The 14836-nt window shown below is 73.4% G+C and carries 12 protein-coding genes; 8 read left to right on the forward strand and 4 right to left on the reverse strand.

Annotation, left to right across the window (positions count from 1 at the left end; translation table 11 throughout):
• Positions 1–77 precede the first annotated feature (77 nt).
• Positions 78–536: a peroxiredoxin gene (locus ACZ7C5_RS20695; RefSeq protein ID WP_401078257.1), complete on the reverse strand. Its 459-nt coding sequence runs from the start codon at positions 534–536 to the stop codon at positions 78–80.
• Positions 537–835: 299 nt separating this feature from the next.
• A complete protein-coding gene (locus tag ACZ7C5_RS20700; RefSeq protein ID WP_401078255.1) occupies positions 836–1279 on the reverse strand; it encodes a DUF3052 domain-containing protein in 444 nt (147 codons plus the stop codon).
• Between the two features lie 516 nt (positions 1280–1795).
• Here ACZ7C5_RS20700 and aceE point away from each other — a divergent pair.
• A complete protein-coding gene (aceE, locus tag ACZ7C5_RS20705; protein ID WP_401078252.1) occupies positions 1796–4546 on the forward strand; it encodes a pyruvate dehydrogenase (acetyl-transferring), homodimeric type in 2751 nt (916 codons plus the stop codon).
• A 229-nt stretch (positions 4547–4775) separates the two neighbouring features.
• Here the strand turns inward: aceE and ACZ7C5_RS20710 are convergent, their stop codons facing one another.
• Entirely contained in the window at positions 4776–6380 is a 1605-nt protein-coding gene (locus ACZ7C5_RS20710) for an MFS transporter (RefSeq protein ID WP_470323175.1), read from the reverse strand.
• Positions 6381–6598: 218 nt separating this feature from the next.
• Between ACZ7C5_RS20710 and ACZ7C5_RS20715 the strand changes: the two genes are divergently transcribed.
• From ACZ7C5_RS20715 to ACZ7C5_RS20745, 7 genes are all read left to right on the forward strand, one after another.
• Complete coding sequence (locus tag ACZ7C5_RS20715; protein WP_188296495.1) at positions 6599–7285, forward strand: TetR/AcrR family transcriptional regulator; 687 nt, start codon at positions 6599–6601, stop codon at positions 7283–7285.
• 115 nt (positions 7286–7400) lie between these two features.
• Complete coding sequence (locus tag ACZ7C5_RS20720) at positions 7401–8714, forward strand: sensor histidine kinase (protein WP_470323176.1); 1314 nt, start codon at positions 7401–7403, stop codon at positions 8712–8714.
• The gene (locus ACZ7C5_RS20725; RefSeq protein WP_188296493.1) at positions 8711–9385 is read left to right on the forward strand and encodes a response regulator; all 675 of its coding nucleotides are present in this window, start codon (positions 8711–8713) and stop codon (positions 9383–9385) included. The genes ACZ7C5_RS20720 and ACZ7C5_RS20725 overlap by 4 nt, the downstream gene beginning before the upstream one ends.
• 143 nt (positions 9386–9528) lie before the next feature.
• Complete coding sequence (locus ACZ7C5_RS20730; RefSeq protein ID WP_470323177.1) at positions 9529–10656, forward strand: alpha/beta hydrolase; 1128 nt, start codon at positions 9529–9531, stop codon at positions 10654–10656.
• 26 nt (positions 10657–10682) lie between these two features.
• The gene (locus tag ACZ7C5_RS20735; protein ID WP_470323178.1) at positions 10683–11912 is read left to right on the forward strand and encodes an acyltransferase family protein; all 1230 of its coding nucleotides are present in this window, start codon (positions 10683–10685) and stop codon (positions 11910–11912) included.
• Between the two features lie 109 nt (positions 11913–12021).
• Positions 12022–12369, forward strand: coding sequence for an MmcQ/YjbR family DNA-binding protein (locus tag ACZ7C5_RS20740; protein WP_188296490.1), 348 nt, complete (start codon positions 12022–12024; stop codon positions 12367–12369).
• A gap of 185 nt (positions 12370–12554) precedes the next feature.
• Positions 12555–13769, forward strand: coding sequence for an alpha/beta hydrolase (locus ACZ7C5_RS20745; protein WP_317620048.1), 1215 nt, complete (start codon positions 12555–12557; stop codon positions 13767–13769).
• Positions 13770–13807: 38 nt separating this feature from the next.
• Here ACZ7C5_RS20745 and ACZ7C5_RS20750 read toward each other — a convergent pair whose 3' ends face one another.
• Complete coding sequence (locus ACZ7C5_RS20750; RefSeq protein WP_401078235.1) at positions 13808–14794, reverse strand: helix-turn-helix transcriptional regulator; 987 nt, start codon at positions 14792–14794, stop codon at positions 13808–13810.
• Positions 14795–14836 lie beyond the last annotated feature (42 nt).

Raw genomic sequence — 14836 nt, forward strand, 5'->3', positions numbered from 1 at the left:
GGACACGGCCCCGCGGCACTCGGCCGGCGGGTGCCGCGCGGGCGCCCGGACCCCCGCCAGAGGCCCGGGCGGGGGCCTCAGAGCCCCGCGAGGACCTTCAGGTACTCCTGCTCGTCCCGGGCGTCCGGGAGGCCGTTGACGACGCTCCAGCGCACCCGGCCGGCGGTGTCGATCACGAAGGTGCCGCGCAGCGGGCAGCCCCGCTCCCCGTCGAGGACGCCGTAGGCGCGGGTGACCTCGCCGTGCGGCCAGAAGTCGGCGAGCAGCGGGAACTCCAGGCCCTCCCGGTCGGCGAAGACCCGCTGGGAGAACTGCGAGTCGCAGGAGACGCCGAGCACCTGGACGGTGTCGTTCTGGAAGCCCGCCAGCCCGCGCTGGACCGCGCCCAGCTCGCCGGTGCAGACGCCGGTGAAGGCGAACGGGTAGAAGAGCAGGACGACGTTCTTCGCGCCGCGGAAGTCGGAGAGCCGGACGGTCTCGCCGTGCTGGTTGCCGAGCTCGAAGTCCGGAGCCTGGGTGCCGACCTCGATGGCCATGTGCGGGACCTTTCTGACGCAGACCGCGCCGCGCGGCGGGCGCGGCGGGCCACATCCTCCCATTCGCTTACGGGCGTTCCGCCGAACGGATGAGCCGGGCCGCGGCGGCGGTCCCCGTTCGCCTTCCGCGAACGGCTCCGGCGGGGCGCCCGGGGTGCCCCTCCGGCGTTCCCCGACGCCCCCGGTGCCCGGGCCGGCCGCGCCGGGCACCGGGGCCCCCAGGGGCGCCGGGGGACGCGACGGGCCCCGCCGGAGGGGGTTCCTCCGGCGGGGCCCGGTGCGGGGGTTTCAGAGCCCGCTCAGCGCTTGCCGCCCGACTTCGCCGCGGTGGACTTGGTCGCGAGCCTGGTGGCCGCCCAGTCCTTGACGATGTTGATCGAGCTGGTCTGGGAGAGACCGGCGGTCTTGGCCGCGTCGTTGATGTCGGAGGCCTCGATGTGGCCGTCCCGCCCGGTCTTGGGCGTCATCAGCCAGATGAGACCGCCCTCGGCCAGGTACTCCAGCGCGTCGACGAGGGCGTCGGTGAGGTCCCCGTCGTCGTCGCGGTGCCACAGCAGAACGGCGTCGGCGACGTCGTCGTAGTCCTCGTCGACGAGATCCGTCCCGGTGAGCTCCTCGATGCGTTCGCGGAGCTCCTGGTCAGTGTCGTCGTCGTACCCCAGCTCCTGGATGATCTGGCCCTCTTCGAAGCCGAGACGGGTCACCGGGTTGGACTTGTCCGCGGGGTCCGCGGTCGCGCTCACGGGAATAACCTCCAGTATTCGGCCCGGCGTCCATGCCGAGGCTGTGGCCGTAGTCCACACGGGAGCGGCGGTTCGCGCAAGTACCCGACCCCCGATCCCCCCCAAAGGTTGACGTGGCACAGGGGGACACGCCGTTCCGCGTGTCGGGAATCACACCGATTTGCCCTTCTCTGCGTGGGACAAGGATGCTTCGGGTGGTCCCGGCCCACAGGGCGTACGCGTGCCCGAGATACGAACGGCATTCGGGTCCGCGCGTGCGCGGGCGTAGAGTCTCCTGTTGGCCCTCACCCCGGCCGCCCGCCATCGGGCGGACGGGACACCAGGTCGGACCACCTCTTTTCGTAACACCCGGGGGTGTGCGGAGCGGACGAAGACGCCCGCACCGCGCGCCGCCAGACCGGCCCGCCCACCAGGCGGACCGGTTACCGATCGGTAGAGATGACGGATCTCCGAGCGCGGTAGCACGATGGAGGCGGCGCGACACACCTCAGTTTCGACCGACAGTGAAGGAACAGCGTGGCTTCCGGATCCGATCGCAACCCGATCATCATTGGCGGCCTTCCGAGTCAGGTCCCGGACTTCGATCCCGAGGAGACCGCGGAATGGCTGGAGTCGCTCGATGCGGCCATCGACGAGCGGGGGCGTGAGCGTGCCCGTTACCTGATGCTGCGGCTGATCGAGCGCGCCCGCGAGAAGCGTGTCGCCGTGCCCGAGATGCGCAGCACGGACTACGTCAACACGATCGCCACCAAGGACGAACCGTTCTTCCCCGGCAACGAGGAGATCGAGCGGAAGATCCTCAACGCGACGCGTTGGAACGCGGCCGTCATGGTCTCCCGGGCGCAGCGCCCCGGTATCGGGGTGGGTGGCCACATCGCCACCTTCGCCTCCTCCGCGTCGCTCTACGACGTCGGCTTCAACTACTTCTTCCGGGGCAAGGACGCCGACGGCGAGTCCGGCGACCAGATCTTCTTCCAGGGTCACGCCTCCCCCGGCATCTACGCCCGGGCCTTCCTGCTGGACCGGCTCACCGAGCAGCAGCTCGACGCGTTCCGCCAGGAGAAGTCGAAGGCCCCCTACGGCCTGTCCAGCTACCCGCACCCGCGGCTGATGCCGGACTTCTGGGAGTTCCCGACCGTCTCGATGGGCCTCGGCCCGCTCGGCGCGATCTACCAGGCCCGGATGAACCGGTACCTGGAGCATCGGGGCATCAAGGACACCTCCGACTCGCAGGTCTACGCCTTCCTCGGCGACGGTGAGATGGACGAGCCCGAGTCGCTCGGCCAGCTCTCCCTGGCCGCCCGTGAGGGCCTGGACAACCTCACCTTCGTGGTCAACTGCAACCTGCAGCGCCTCGACGGCCCGGTCCGCGGCAACGGCAAGATCATCCAGGAGCTGGAGTCGCAGTTCCGCGGCGCCGGCTGGAACGTGATCAAGCTGGTCTGGGACCGCAGCTGGGACCCGCTGCTCGCGCAGGACCGCGACGGCGTCCTGGTGAACAAGCTGAACACCACGGTCGACGGCCAGTTCCAGACCTATGCGACCGAGACCGGCGCGTACATCCGCGAGAACTTCTTCGGCGGGGACCTGCGGCTGCGTAAGATGGTCGAGAACATGACCGACCAGCAGATCCAGCACCTGGGTCGCGGCGGCCACGACCACGCCAAGGTCTACGCGGCCTTCAAGGCGGCCCGCGAGCACAAGGGCCAGCCGACGGTCATCCTGGCCCAGACGGTCAAGGGCTGGACGCTGGGCCCCAACTTCGAGGGCCGCAACGCCACCCACCAGATGAAGAAGCTGACGGTCGAGGACCTGAAGCGCTTCCGCGACCGGCTGCACCTGCCGATCACCGACAAGCAGCTCGAGGACGGCCTCCCGCCGTACTACCACCCGGGCCGCGACTCGGAGGAGATCCAGTACATGCACGACCGCCGGGAGGAGCTCGGCGGCTACGTACCGACCCGCAAGGTCCGCCCGCGCAAGCTGGAACTGCCCGGCGACGACGCGTACAAGGCGGTCAAGAAGGGCTCCGGCAACCAGACCATCGCCACCACCATGGCGTTCGTCCGGGTGCTCAAGGACCTCATGCGGGACAAGGGCATCGGCAACCGCTTCGTGCCGATCGCGCCGGACGAGTACCGCACCTTCGGCATGGACTCGCTGTTCCCGTCGGCGAAGATCTACAACCCGCTGGGCCAGACCTACGAGTCGGTCGACCGTGACCTGCTGCTGGCCTACAAGGAGTCGCCGACCGGCCAGATGCTGCACGACGGCATCTCCGAGGCCGGCTGCACCGCCTCGCTGATCGCCGCCGGTTCGTCCTACGCGACCCACGGCGAGCCGCTGATCCCGGTGTACGTCTTCTACTCGATGTTCGGGTTCCAGCGCACCGGCGACCAGTTCTGGCAGATGGCCGACCAGCTGGCCCGCGGCTTCGTGATCGGCGCCACCGCCGGCCGCACCACGCTGACCGGTGAGGGCCTCCAGCACGCCGACGGCCACTCGCACCTGCTGGCCTCGACCAACCCCGGCGTCGTCGCGTACGACCCGGCGTACGGCTTCGAGATCGCGCACATCGTCCAGGACGGTCTGCGGCGGATGTACGGCTCCAGCGCCGAGCACCCGCACGGTGAAGACGTGTTCTACTACATGACCGTCTACAACGAGCCGATCAAGATGCCGGCCGAGCCCGAGAACGTGGACGTCGAGGGCATCCTCAAGGGTCTGCACAAGTACGCGCCGGGCACCGCGGGCCAGATCCCGGCCCAGATCCTCGCCTCCGGCGTGGCCGTGCCGTGGGCCCTGGAGGCCCAGCGCATCCTCGCCGAGGAGTGGAACGTCAAGGCCGACGTCTGGTCCGCGACCTCCTGGAACGAGCTGCGCCGCGACGCGGTGGAGGCCGAGGAGTTCAACCTGCTGCACCCCGAGGAGCAGCAGCGCGTGCCGTACGTCACCCAGAAGCTCCAGGGCTCCGAGGGCCCGGTCGTCGCGGTGTCCGACTGGATGCGCGCGGTGCCGGACCAGATCGCCCGCTGGGTGCCCGGCCAGTACCAGTCGCTGGGCGCCGACGGCTTCGGCTTCGCCGACACCCGTGGCGCGGCCCGTCGCTTCTTCCACATCGACGCGCAGTCGGTCGTCCTGGGTGTGCTCACCGAGCTCGCCAAGCAGGGCAAGATCGACCGCTCGGCGCTGAAGGACGCGATCGACCGCTACCAGCTGCTGAACGTGGCCGCGGCCGACCCGGGCGCCGCCGGCGGCGACGCCTGATCAGCCGCTGAGGCACTGAGGCGCTGAGGGCCGGACTCCCGACGGGGGTCCGGCCCTTCGCCTTCGCCGGGCCCGCGCAGCCCCGCCCGGGCGTGACCGGGTGTGCCCGACGGGGACGGCACGGCCCGGGCGACCCTCGGCCCGGGCGATCGCCCCGGCGACCACGACGGCCCCGGACTCCAGCGAGTCCGGGGCCGTGGCGCTGCCGGGCCGATCGCCCGGGATTCCGTCAGATGTGCACGGCCGGGCCCGCGTCGGTGGTGCCGCGGCGGGTGAGCAGACCGAGCAGGGCGGCGCCGAAGGCCACCACGGCGGCGACCGCGAAGGCGAGCGACATGCCGCTGACGAAGGACTCGTGGACGGCGCCGGCCATCGCGTCCACCGCCTGCTGCGGGGTGCCCGCCGGGGCCGGCGGCGCGATGCCGAGCTGGGCGGCCTGCTTCAGGCCCTCGCCCGCCTCGCCCTCGACCGGCGGCAGGCCGGCCTTCGCCCAGTTGCCGGGCAGCACGTCGCCGACCTTGGCGGCCATCAGCGCGCCCAGCACCGCGGTGCCGAGGCTGCCGCCGACCTGCATCGCGGCCTGCTGGAGGCCGCCGGCCACGCCGGACAGCTCCAGCGGGGCGTTGCCGACGATCACCTCGGTGGCGCCGACCATGACGGGGCTGATGCCGAGGCCCATCAGGACGAACCAGAGCGACATCACGCCGTTGCCGGAGGCGGTGTCCAGGGTGGACATGCCGAACATCGCGGTGGTGGTGATCAGCATGCCCGCCACGATCGGGATACGGGGGCCCAGCTTGCCGATCGCCAGGCCGGCCAGCGGCGAGCCGACGATCATCATGCCGGTCATCGGCAGCAGGTGGACGCCGGCCTCGACCGGCTTCATCCCGTGCACGTTCTGGAGGTAGAAGGTCACGAAGAAGATCGCGCCGAAGAACGCGAAGGCCATCAGCGCCATCAGCAGCACGCCCGCCGACAGCGGCACCGAGCGGAACAGGCTGAGCGGGATCAGCGGTTCGCGGGCCTTGCCCTGCCAGAGCGCGAACAGCACCATCAGGACCACCGCGCCGATCAGGAACAGCAGCGTCTTCCCGTCGCCCCAGCCCCACTCGGGGGCCTTGATGATGCCGAAGACCAGCGCGAACATCCCGACCGAGAGCAGCGCGATGCCGGGCAGGTCGAAGGACTTGGCGGCGTTCTCGGCCCGGACGTCCCTGAGGATCCACAGGCCGAGCGCCACCGCGATCAGGCCGACCGGGATGTTGATGAAGAACACCGACTCCCAGTTGACGTGCTCGACCAGCAGGCCGCCGACGATCGGCCCGGCCGCGGTGGAGGCGCCGATCACGCCGCCCCAGATGCCGATCGCCATGTTGAGCTTCTCGGCCGGGAAGGCCCCGCGCAGCAGGCCGAGCGCGGCCGGCTGGAGCAGCGCGCCGAACAGGCCCTGGAGCACCCGGAAGGCGATCACGGTCTGGATGTTGCCGGCGAAGCCGATCGCGGCCGAGGTGACGGCGAAGCCCACGGCGCCGACCAGGAAGGTGTTCTTGTGGCCGAAGCGGTCACCGATCTTGCCCGCGGTGATCAGGAAGACCGCCAGGGCCAGCAGGTAGCCGCTGGTGACCCACTGGATCTCGGAGGGCGCCGCGTGCAGCTTCTCCTGGATCACCGGGTTGGCGATGGCGACGATCGTGCCGTCCAGCGCGACCATCATGACGCCGACCGCGACGGTCAGCAGGGTCAGCCAGGGGTGCCCCTTGAGGCCGCCCCCCGACCGCGGATTCGGCGGCGGCGGTGCGTCCGCCTCGGAGTTCTTGACGACGGACTGGCTCATCTGGGGCCCTCCGGGGGCATGGCTCGGTGCGGGACACGGCGGTGGCGCCCCGGCCCACCCGTCCCCACAGGTGCCCCGGCCCGACGGGCGCCACCTCGGCAGATTATGTCAGCTGCTGACATTCGGCAAACAGTGACTTCTGGCCATTACTGCCATTTGTCAGAGCGCTAAGGTTGTGCTCCCACCCGCCGCTCCCAGCGCTCCGGAAGGCCCCCGCCATGGCCGCTCACACCCCCCGCACCACCGACGCCCCGGACGCCCCCGGACGCACCCCGGGGCTGCGCGAGCGCAAGAAGCAGCAGACCAGGTACGCCCTGATCCAGGCCGCCCACCTGCTCTTCCTCCGGCAGGGCTTCGCCCACACGACCGTCGACGAGATCGCCTCCGCCGTCGACGTCTCCCAGCGCACCTTCTTCCGCTACTTCGCCAACAAGGACGAGGTCGCGCTCGCCGTGATGGCCGTGGCCGAGGACTACTTCATCGAGTGCCTGCGCCACCGCCCGGCCGAGGAGACCCCGCTCCAGGCCCTGCGCGCCTCGATCGTCAAGGCCTGGCGCGACCTCGGCAGCGCGGAGACCTCCGGCCCCCACTCGATCCACAGCGCCCTCGAACTCATGCGGATGATCGAGGAGACGCCCCCGCTGCTCGCCGCCCACCTGCGCCGGGTCACCGAGCAGGAGCGGCTGGTGGTCCAGGTGCTCGCCGAACGCGAGGGCCTGGACCCGGCCGGGGACCTGCGCCCCGCCGTGCTCGCCGCCGTCTTCGGCAGCCTGCTGCGGGCGGCCCACCTGTCCTGGAGCGCCGAACTCGAACCGGCCGGCCCCGAGGGCATGGTCACGGTGATCGAGCGTCACTTCGACCAGCTCGGACCGGCCCTGGCCGGCCACTGGCGCGACCCCGCGTAGTACCCGGCGGAACCGCCGTGTCATACCGGGGTATCACCCGATACCCCGGTGGCACCCGGAAGTTCGGGCCCCAGTGCGACGCCCGGGCGGCCCCGCCCTCCTAGGCTGGCCCGCGATGAAGAACCTCACCTCAGCCGACCTCCGCCGGTACGTCCGCCGCCTGCTGCGCACCTTCTGGCAGCACCTCACCGTTCCGGGCGACAACCACACCCCGCTGCTCGGGGAGTCGCCCCGGCCCTGGCTGCGCCGGCTGCCGTACGCCGTCGCCCTGGCCATGATGTCCTCGCTGATCCCCAGCGGGATCGGCGTCCTGGTCGGCTCCTTCGGCCTGGTGCTCCCGGTGGCCGGCGCGCTCACCGTCGCCCAGACCGTTCCGCTGCTGCTCGCCATCACCCGGCCGCTGGCCGCCTGGTGGATCAGCGCGGCCACCCTGGTCACCACCGCGACCGTCACCGCCCGGTACGAGCAGGACGGCGGCACCTGGCCGTGGACCGCGCCGATGATCCTCTCCTACGTCTTCCTGCTGGCAGCCCTCGCGCTGCGGGAGAGCCGGGCCACCCTGGTCTCGGTCTGGCTGGCCACCGTCGCGCTCACCGCGCTCACCACCACCCTGGGCCTGCCCCGCTCCGGCGACGGCACCACCATGCTGCTGATCGCGCTCAGCGGCGCCGCCCTGCTGCTCGGCTGGGCCGTCCGGGACCGCGCCGAGGCGCGCCGGCTGCTCACCGAGCAGGAGCACATCAGCGAGGTCGAGCGCGAACGCCGCACCCTGCTGGAGGAACGCGCCAGGATTGCAAGGGAGTTGCACGACGTGGTGGCCCACCACATGTCGGTCATCGCGGTGCAGGCGGCCAGCGCCCCGTACCGGATCACCGGCGTACCGGACGAGGCCTCCGAGGAGTTCACCGCGATAGCCGGCACCGCCCGCGAGTCACTGGCCGAGATGCGCCGGCTGCTCGGCGTGCTGCGCAGCGAGGAGTCCGGCGGGGAGAAGGCCCCGCAGCCCGGGGTCGGCCAACTCGCCCAGCTGGTCGAGACGGTGGGCCGGGCCGGGGTGCCGGCCGAACTGACCGTGGAGCCCGGCCTGGTGGACCTGGTGCCGCAGGCCGTCGGCCTGTCCGCGTACCGGATCGTGCAGGAGGCGCTGGCCAACGTGGTGCGGCACGCCCCCGGCGCGCGGACCTGGGTGTCGGTGGCCGAGGACGGCCCGGCGCTGCGGGTGACGGTGGTCAACGCGGCCCCGCCGGTGCGCACCGAGTCGCTGGAGGCCTCGGTCGAGGGCACCGGGCAGGGGCTGGTCGGAATGCGCGAACGCGTCCGGCTGGTCGATGGCAGGCTGGACACCGGCCCGCTGCCGGACGGCGGCTTCAAGGTGGCCGCCGTCCTGCCCCTCGACCGCCCCGACGCCCCCCTGGAGACCACCGCATGACCATCCGCGTGATCATCGTCGACGACCAGGCCATGGTGCGCGCGGGCTTCGCGGCCCTCCTCAACGCCCAGAGCGACATCGACGTGGTGGGGGACGCGGCGGACGGCGCCCAGGCCCTGGAGGTCAACGGCCGCACCCACCCCGACCTGGTGCTGATGGACGTCCGCATGCCCGTCATGGACGGCCTGGAGGCGGCCAGGCGGCTGCTCGACCCGGCCGTACCCGGCGCCCACCGGCCCAAGGTGCTGATGCTCACCACCTTCGACGTGGACGACTACGTGTACGAGGCACTGCGCGCCGGAGCCAGCGGCTTCCTGCTCAAGGACGCCCCGCCGGCCGACCTGATCGCCGCGGTCCGGGTGGTCGCGGCCGGCGAGGCGCTGCTCGCCCCCTCGGTGACCCGCCGGCTGATCGAGGACTTCGCCCGCACCCGCCCGGCCAGGCGCCGCGACCCCAAGGTGCGGCTCAACGGCCTGACCCCGCGCGAGACCGAGGTGCTGGAGCTGATCGCCCGCGGCCTCTCCAACCAGGAGATAGCCGCCGGACTGGTGCTCGCCGAACAGACCGTCAAGACCCACATCGGGCGCATCCTCGCCAAGCTCGGCCTGCGCGACCGCGCCCAGGCGGTGGTGCTGGCCTACGAGTCCGGCCTGGTGACCCCCGGCCAGTAGGTGGGGACATCCCCCTGATACCCCGGTAGCACCCGGGAGTTGGCCCCGCGGTGTGACGTCCGCGGGGCCGTCGCATTCCTACCTTCCTCTCCGTCGGAAGCCGAACCGAGTCGGCTGCCGAACGGACAAGGGAGGGCAGGGACATGCGCAGGTTTCGGGCCAGGAGGGCGCTCGCCGCCACCGCGGTGGCGCTGGCGGCCGTACTCGGCGCGGGCGGCTGGGCCGCCGACACCCAGACCCCCGTCACCGGCCCGCCGCCCGGCAGCGCCGCCTGGACGGCCGACACCTCGCTCGGCCTGCGGCCGCCCGACCCCGCCGCCACCACCCCCGCCCACGTCGCGGCGTTCTTCGCCGGGCTGGGCCCGGCACAGCAGGACGCGCTGGCCGCCCGGCACCCGCTGGTGGTCGGCAACCTGGACGGCGCCCCGGTCGTCCTCAGGTACCGGGCCAACGCCCTGGCGCTCGCCGCCGAACGCGCCCGCGAACTCGCCCGGGCCGCCGACCCCGCCCTCACCCCGCAGGACCACGAGACCGCCCGCGAGCGCGCCGAGCGCTACCGCGCCCTGCTGGACGGCGGCCGGCGGATCCTCGCCTTCGACCCGCGCGGCCGCGGCCAGGTCGCCGAGGTCTACGGAGACCTCGCCACCGCCCGCCGCACCGCCGTGATCGTCCCCGGCTCGGACATCGACCTGCTCCGCTTCGACCGCGCCTCCGACCCGTACGGCACCCCCGCCGGCATGGCCCGCGCGCTCCTGGACGCCACCGGCCGGCAGACCGCCGTGATCGCCTGGGCCGGCTACACCACCCCGCTCGGCCTCGGCCCGGACGCCGCCACCGAGGACCTGGCCGAGGCCGGCGCCCCCCGGCTCACCCGGCTGCTCGACGGACTCGCCGTCAGCACCCGCCCGCAGGCCCCGCCCACACTGTTCTGCCACAGCTACGGCTCGGTGGTCTGCGGCCTGGCCCGCCCCACCCCCGCCCAGGCATCCGGCGTCGTGGTGCTCGGCTCGCCCGGCATGGGCATCGGCTCGGTCGCCGACCTCGACCCGGACGTCCCGCTCTGGGCCACCGCCCGCAACGGCTCCGACTGGATCGGCGACGTGCCCAACGTCCGGCTGTTCGGCCTCGGCCACGGCGCCGACCCGACCGCCCCCGGCTTCGGCGCCCGCCCGCTGCCCGCCACCGGATCCCACGGCCACAACGGCTACTTCGCCCCCGGCACCGCCTCGCTCGCCGCCTACGCCGCCGTCGCCCTCGGCCGCGCCGCCTGACCTCCCGCACCGGAAGGAGCACCACCATGGCCAGCCCCCTCACCTCCCTGCGCCGCGCCGCCCACCAGGTCGACGCCAGGACCCCCGCCACCCGCGACCGCGCCCTGGACGGGCTGCGCGCCCTCGCCCTGCTCTCCGTGCCGGTCGGCCACTGGATGCTCGGCGGCCTGACCCTCTCCCCCGACGGCGCCCTGCACAACGCCAGCCCGCTCGCCACCCTCGGCTTCTTCGCCCCGCTCAGCTGGGTGCTCCAGATGCTCGGGGTGTTCTTCCTGGTCGGCGGCCACTCCTCGGTCAGCTCGCTGGAGCGGGCCAGGGCCAAGGGGGTCACCTTCGGCGGCTGGCTGCGGGCCCGTACCGTCCGGCTGCTGCGCCCGGTACTCGGGGTGGCGGCCGTCTGGGCGGCGCTGGTCCCGCTGCTGCCCGCGCTCGGCGTCCCCGCGGACACCCTGCGCACCGGCTCCACGCTGGTGGTGCAGCCGCTCTGGTACATCGGGATCTACCTGGGGCTGACCGCGCTCACCCCGCTCTGCGTGGCCGCCGGGCGCCGGCTGGGCGGCTGGTCGGCGGGCCTGCCGGCGCTCGCGGTCGCCGCCGTCGACCTGCTGCGGTACGGGCCGTGGGCCGGGGCGGTGCCGTCCTGGGTCGCCCTGCTGAACATCCTGCCGGGCTGGCTGTTCGGCTACCAGCTGGGCGTGCTCTGGGCGCAGGGCCGGCTCGGCCGCCCGGCGGCCCGGGTGCTGCTGCTCGGCGGCGGCGCGGTGTTCGCCGCCCTGCTGCTGGTCTTCCACTACCCGGCCAGCATGGTCGGCGTGCCCGGGGCGGCGCGGACCAACTCGCACCCGCCGTCCCTGCTGGTGCTCGCCCTGGCGGCGTTCCAGTGCGGTGCCGCGGTGCTGCTGCGGGAGCGGCTGGGCCGGCTGCTGAGCCGCCGCCCGCTGCTCTGGCTGCCGGTCGTGCTGGTCAACCTGTCGGCGATGACGATCTTCTGCTGGCACCAGAGCGCGATGCTCGCGGTCGCGGTGCCGGGAGCGGCCGGCCTGGGCGCCGTCCCCGGGCTGACCACCTCGCCGGACTCGCTCGGCTGGGTGGCCGCCCGGCTGGCGCTGCTGCCGCTGTTCGGTGCCGCGCTGGTGGCGATCGGCTGGTTCACCCGCCGCTTCGACGGGCCGTGGACGTCCTTGTCCCGGGGTGGCAAGGCGGTGGCCGGGGCCGCGGCGGCACTGTTCGCGGCGTACGCGCTGGGCGTGGTGTGACGCGCGCCGTCGTCCACGGCACGTAGGGGGCGCGGACCGGTCGGTCCGCGCCCCTCGGCCGTTGCGCCCCGGGGCGCGCGATGTCGGTGCCCTGCCCTACCCTGCCGCCATGGTGACGTTCGACGAGTTCCGCGCGATGGCGCTGGCCCTGCCGGAGGCCGCCCAGGAGCCGACCTGGGACATCGAGACGCTGCGGGTCCGCGGCCGGATCTTCGCGATGGGCGCTCCCGACGGGGACCGCGTCACCGTCAAGGCCTCCCCCGAGGACCAGGCCGAACTGCTCGCCGCCGAGCCCGAGGTGTTCTCCTCCGCCCCGTACGTCGGCCGGCACGGCTGGGTGAGCGTCCGACTCGGACCGGTGGACCGGGACGAACTGAGCGACCTGGTCACCGAGGCCTGGCGGCGGACGGCGCCGAAGCGCCTGGTCCGCGAATTCGACGCCCGGAACTCCGGATAGGGCCGCCGAACCGGCCGCTCAGGGACGCCGGAAGGACACCCGCGGTTCATGTGATCCATCCCACAGTTTAGGCGTTCCCGTCACCCCGTCGGTCCCCCTAGGCTTGCGCAGGGAAGTCAGCAGAGCTATCGCACCCTCCGGGCACCGCCCGTGAAACGGTGACGGGCCCCAAGGGAGTTGGTGCGGTGCGCAACCGTCGGCGCTGGAAGCGGGTACTGATCGGGGCGTTCGCCGGCTGCGCGGTGCTCGCCGACGCCGGAGCCTCCGCCGCCGCGGCCGCGGTCTCCTCCGAACAGCTGGCGATCTCCACGCCTCCGGCCGGCAGCGCCGCCTGGGTCGAGGACCACTCCTTCGACCGCTCGCTGCCCGACCCGGCCACCACCACCCCGGCCGCCGCCGCGCAGTTCTTCGCCTCGCTCGCGCCCACCGAGCTGGACCGGCTGATCCAGGAGTACCCGCTGGTCGTCGGCAACTACGACGGCGCCCCGCCGGACCTGCGCTACCGCGCCAACCGGATCGCCCTGGCCGCCGAGCGCGACCGGGCCAGGGCACGCGCCGCCGACCGCGACCTGGACTCCGACACCCGCGCGCTGGCCGTCTCCCGCGCCAACGACGCCGAGAACCTGCTCGCCCCCGGCCGGCAGATCCTGGCCTTCGACCCGCGCGGCCGCGGCCTGGTCACCGAGGTCTGGGGCGACCTCGCCGACGCCGAGCGGATCTCCGTACTCGTCCCCGGCTCGGACGCCGACCTCGGCCACCACGACCAGACGGCCGAACCGCTGCGCTCCCCGGCCGGCATGGCCCGCGCCCTCTTCGCCGAGGAACGGCGCCAGGCGCCCGGCACCCGGACGGCCGTGATCTCCTGGACCGGCTACGTCACCCCCTCCGGCCTCGGCCCCGACGCGGCCACCTCCCGGCTCGCCGACGTCGCCGCGCCCCGGCTGGAGCGGCTGCTCGCCGGGCTCAGGGAGACCACCAGGCCGGACGCGCCGCCGTCGCTGCTCTGCCACTCCTACGGCTCGGTGGTCTGCGGCACCGCCGCCCCCGAGATCCCCCGCGCGGCCGCCTCACCGTCCGACACCTCGGGCATCACCGACCTGGTGGTCTTCGGCAGCCCCGGCATGGGCGTGCAGGACACCACCGAACTGGGCACCGGCGTGCACGTCTGGGCGACCCGCAACCCCAGCGACTGGATCGGCAACGTGCCGTTCCTGGAAGTCGGCGGGCTCGGCCACGGCGCCGACCCGGCCGCGAGCGGCTTCGGCTCCGAGCAGATCTCCTCGGCACGCGCGGCCGGCCACAACGGCTACTTCACCGAGGGCACCGACAGCCTGCGCAACTTCGCGGCGATCTCGCTCGGCCGCTACCAGGCCGTGATCCGGACCAGCCCCGGCTCCTGAAGTCCCGCACGCCGCAGGGCGGTTCCCCTGCGAGCGCCCTAGGAGAGCTCGTCCTGGTACAGCCGCAGGGCGTCCGCCGCCGCCCTGGCCAGCTCGCGCCGGGCGGCCGGCGGGGCCAGTACCTCGACGTCCGCGCCGAAGGTCAGCAACGCGCGGACGGCCGCCGGCGCCGGGAACGCCATCGCCACCTCGACCCACTCCTCGGCCGGCCCGGCACCCACCTCCGGCAGCGGGGCGGTGACCCGGCCGCCGTGGATGCGCAGGAACATGTCCAGCCTGGCGCGCCGCACCCGCGCCCGCACCGGCAGGTCCACAGGCAGCCGCTCCACCTGCTCGCGCAGCACCGCCCAGACGTCGCCGAGCCCGATCCCGGTCCGGCGCCGCACCGGCTCCTCCGCGGTCTCGGCGACCAGCACCCGGTCGGCCCTGAACAGCCGCGGCTCGCCGTGCAGGTCGGCCACCAGGTACCAGACCGCGGCCTTGCTCACCAGCCCGTACGGGTCGACGGTGTAGTCCACCGGCGCGGGCGCGCCGCCGTGCCGGTAGCGCAGCCGCAGCCGCCGGTCGGCGAAGACGGCGTACTGGAGCTCTCCGAGGTCGGGGCCGGCCACCGGGCCGGCCGGGGCCTGCATCCAGCGGGCCGGGTCGACCAGGATCCGCTCGCTGATCCGCTCGGCCGCCGGGCGGTGCGGGGCCGGCAGCGCCGCCATCACCTTGCGCAGCGCCGAACCGAGCGCGCCGTCCAGCCCGAGGTCGCTGTGCGCGCCCTGGGCGGAGAGCACGAACAGCGCCCTGGCCTCGTCCGCCGTCAGCCCGGTCACGTCGGTGCGGTAGCCCGGCAGCAGGCTGATGCCGCCGTGCCGGCCGCGCTCGGTGAACACCGGCACCCCCGCGGTGGAGAGCGCCTCCACGTCGCGGTAGACGGTGCGGACGGACACCTCCAGCCGCGCGGCGAGTTCGGTGGCGGGCACCCGGCCGCGGGTCTGGAGCAGCAGCAGGATCGAGAGCAGGCGGTCGGCCTTCATGGTCCAAGAATCCCAGTAATCCTGACGGCGGTTGTCAGGTTT

The organism is Kitasatospora sp. NPDC036993, from assembly GCF_055607525.1.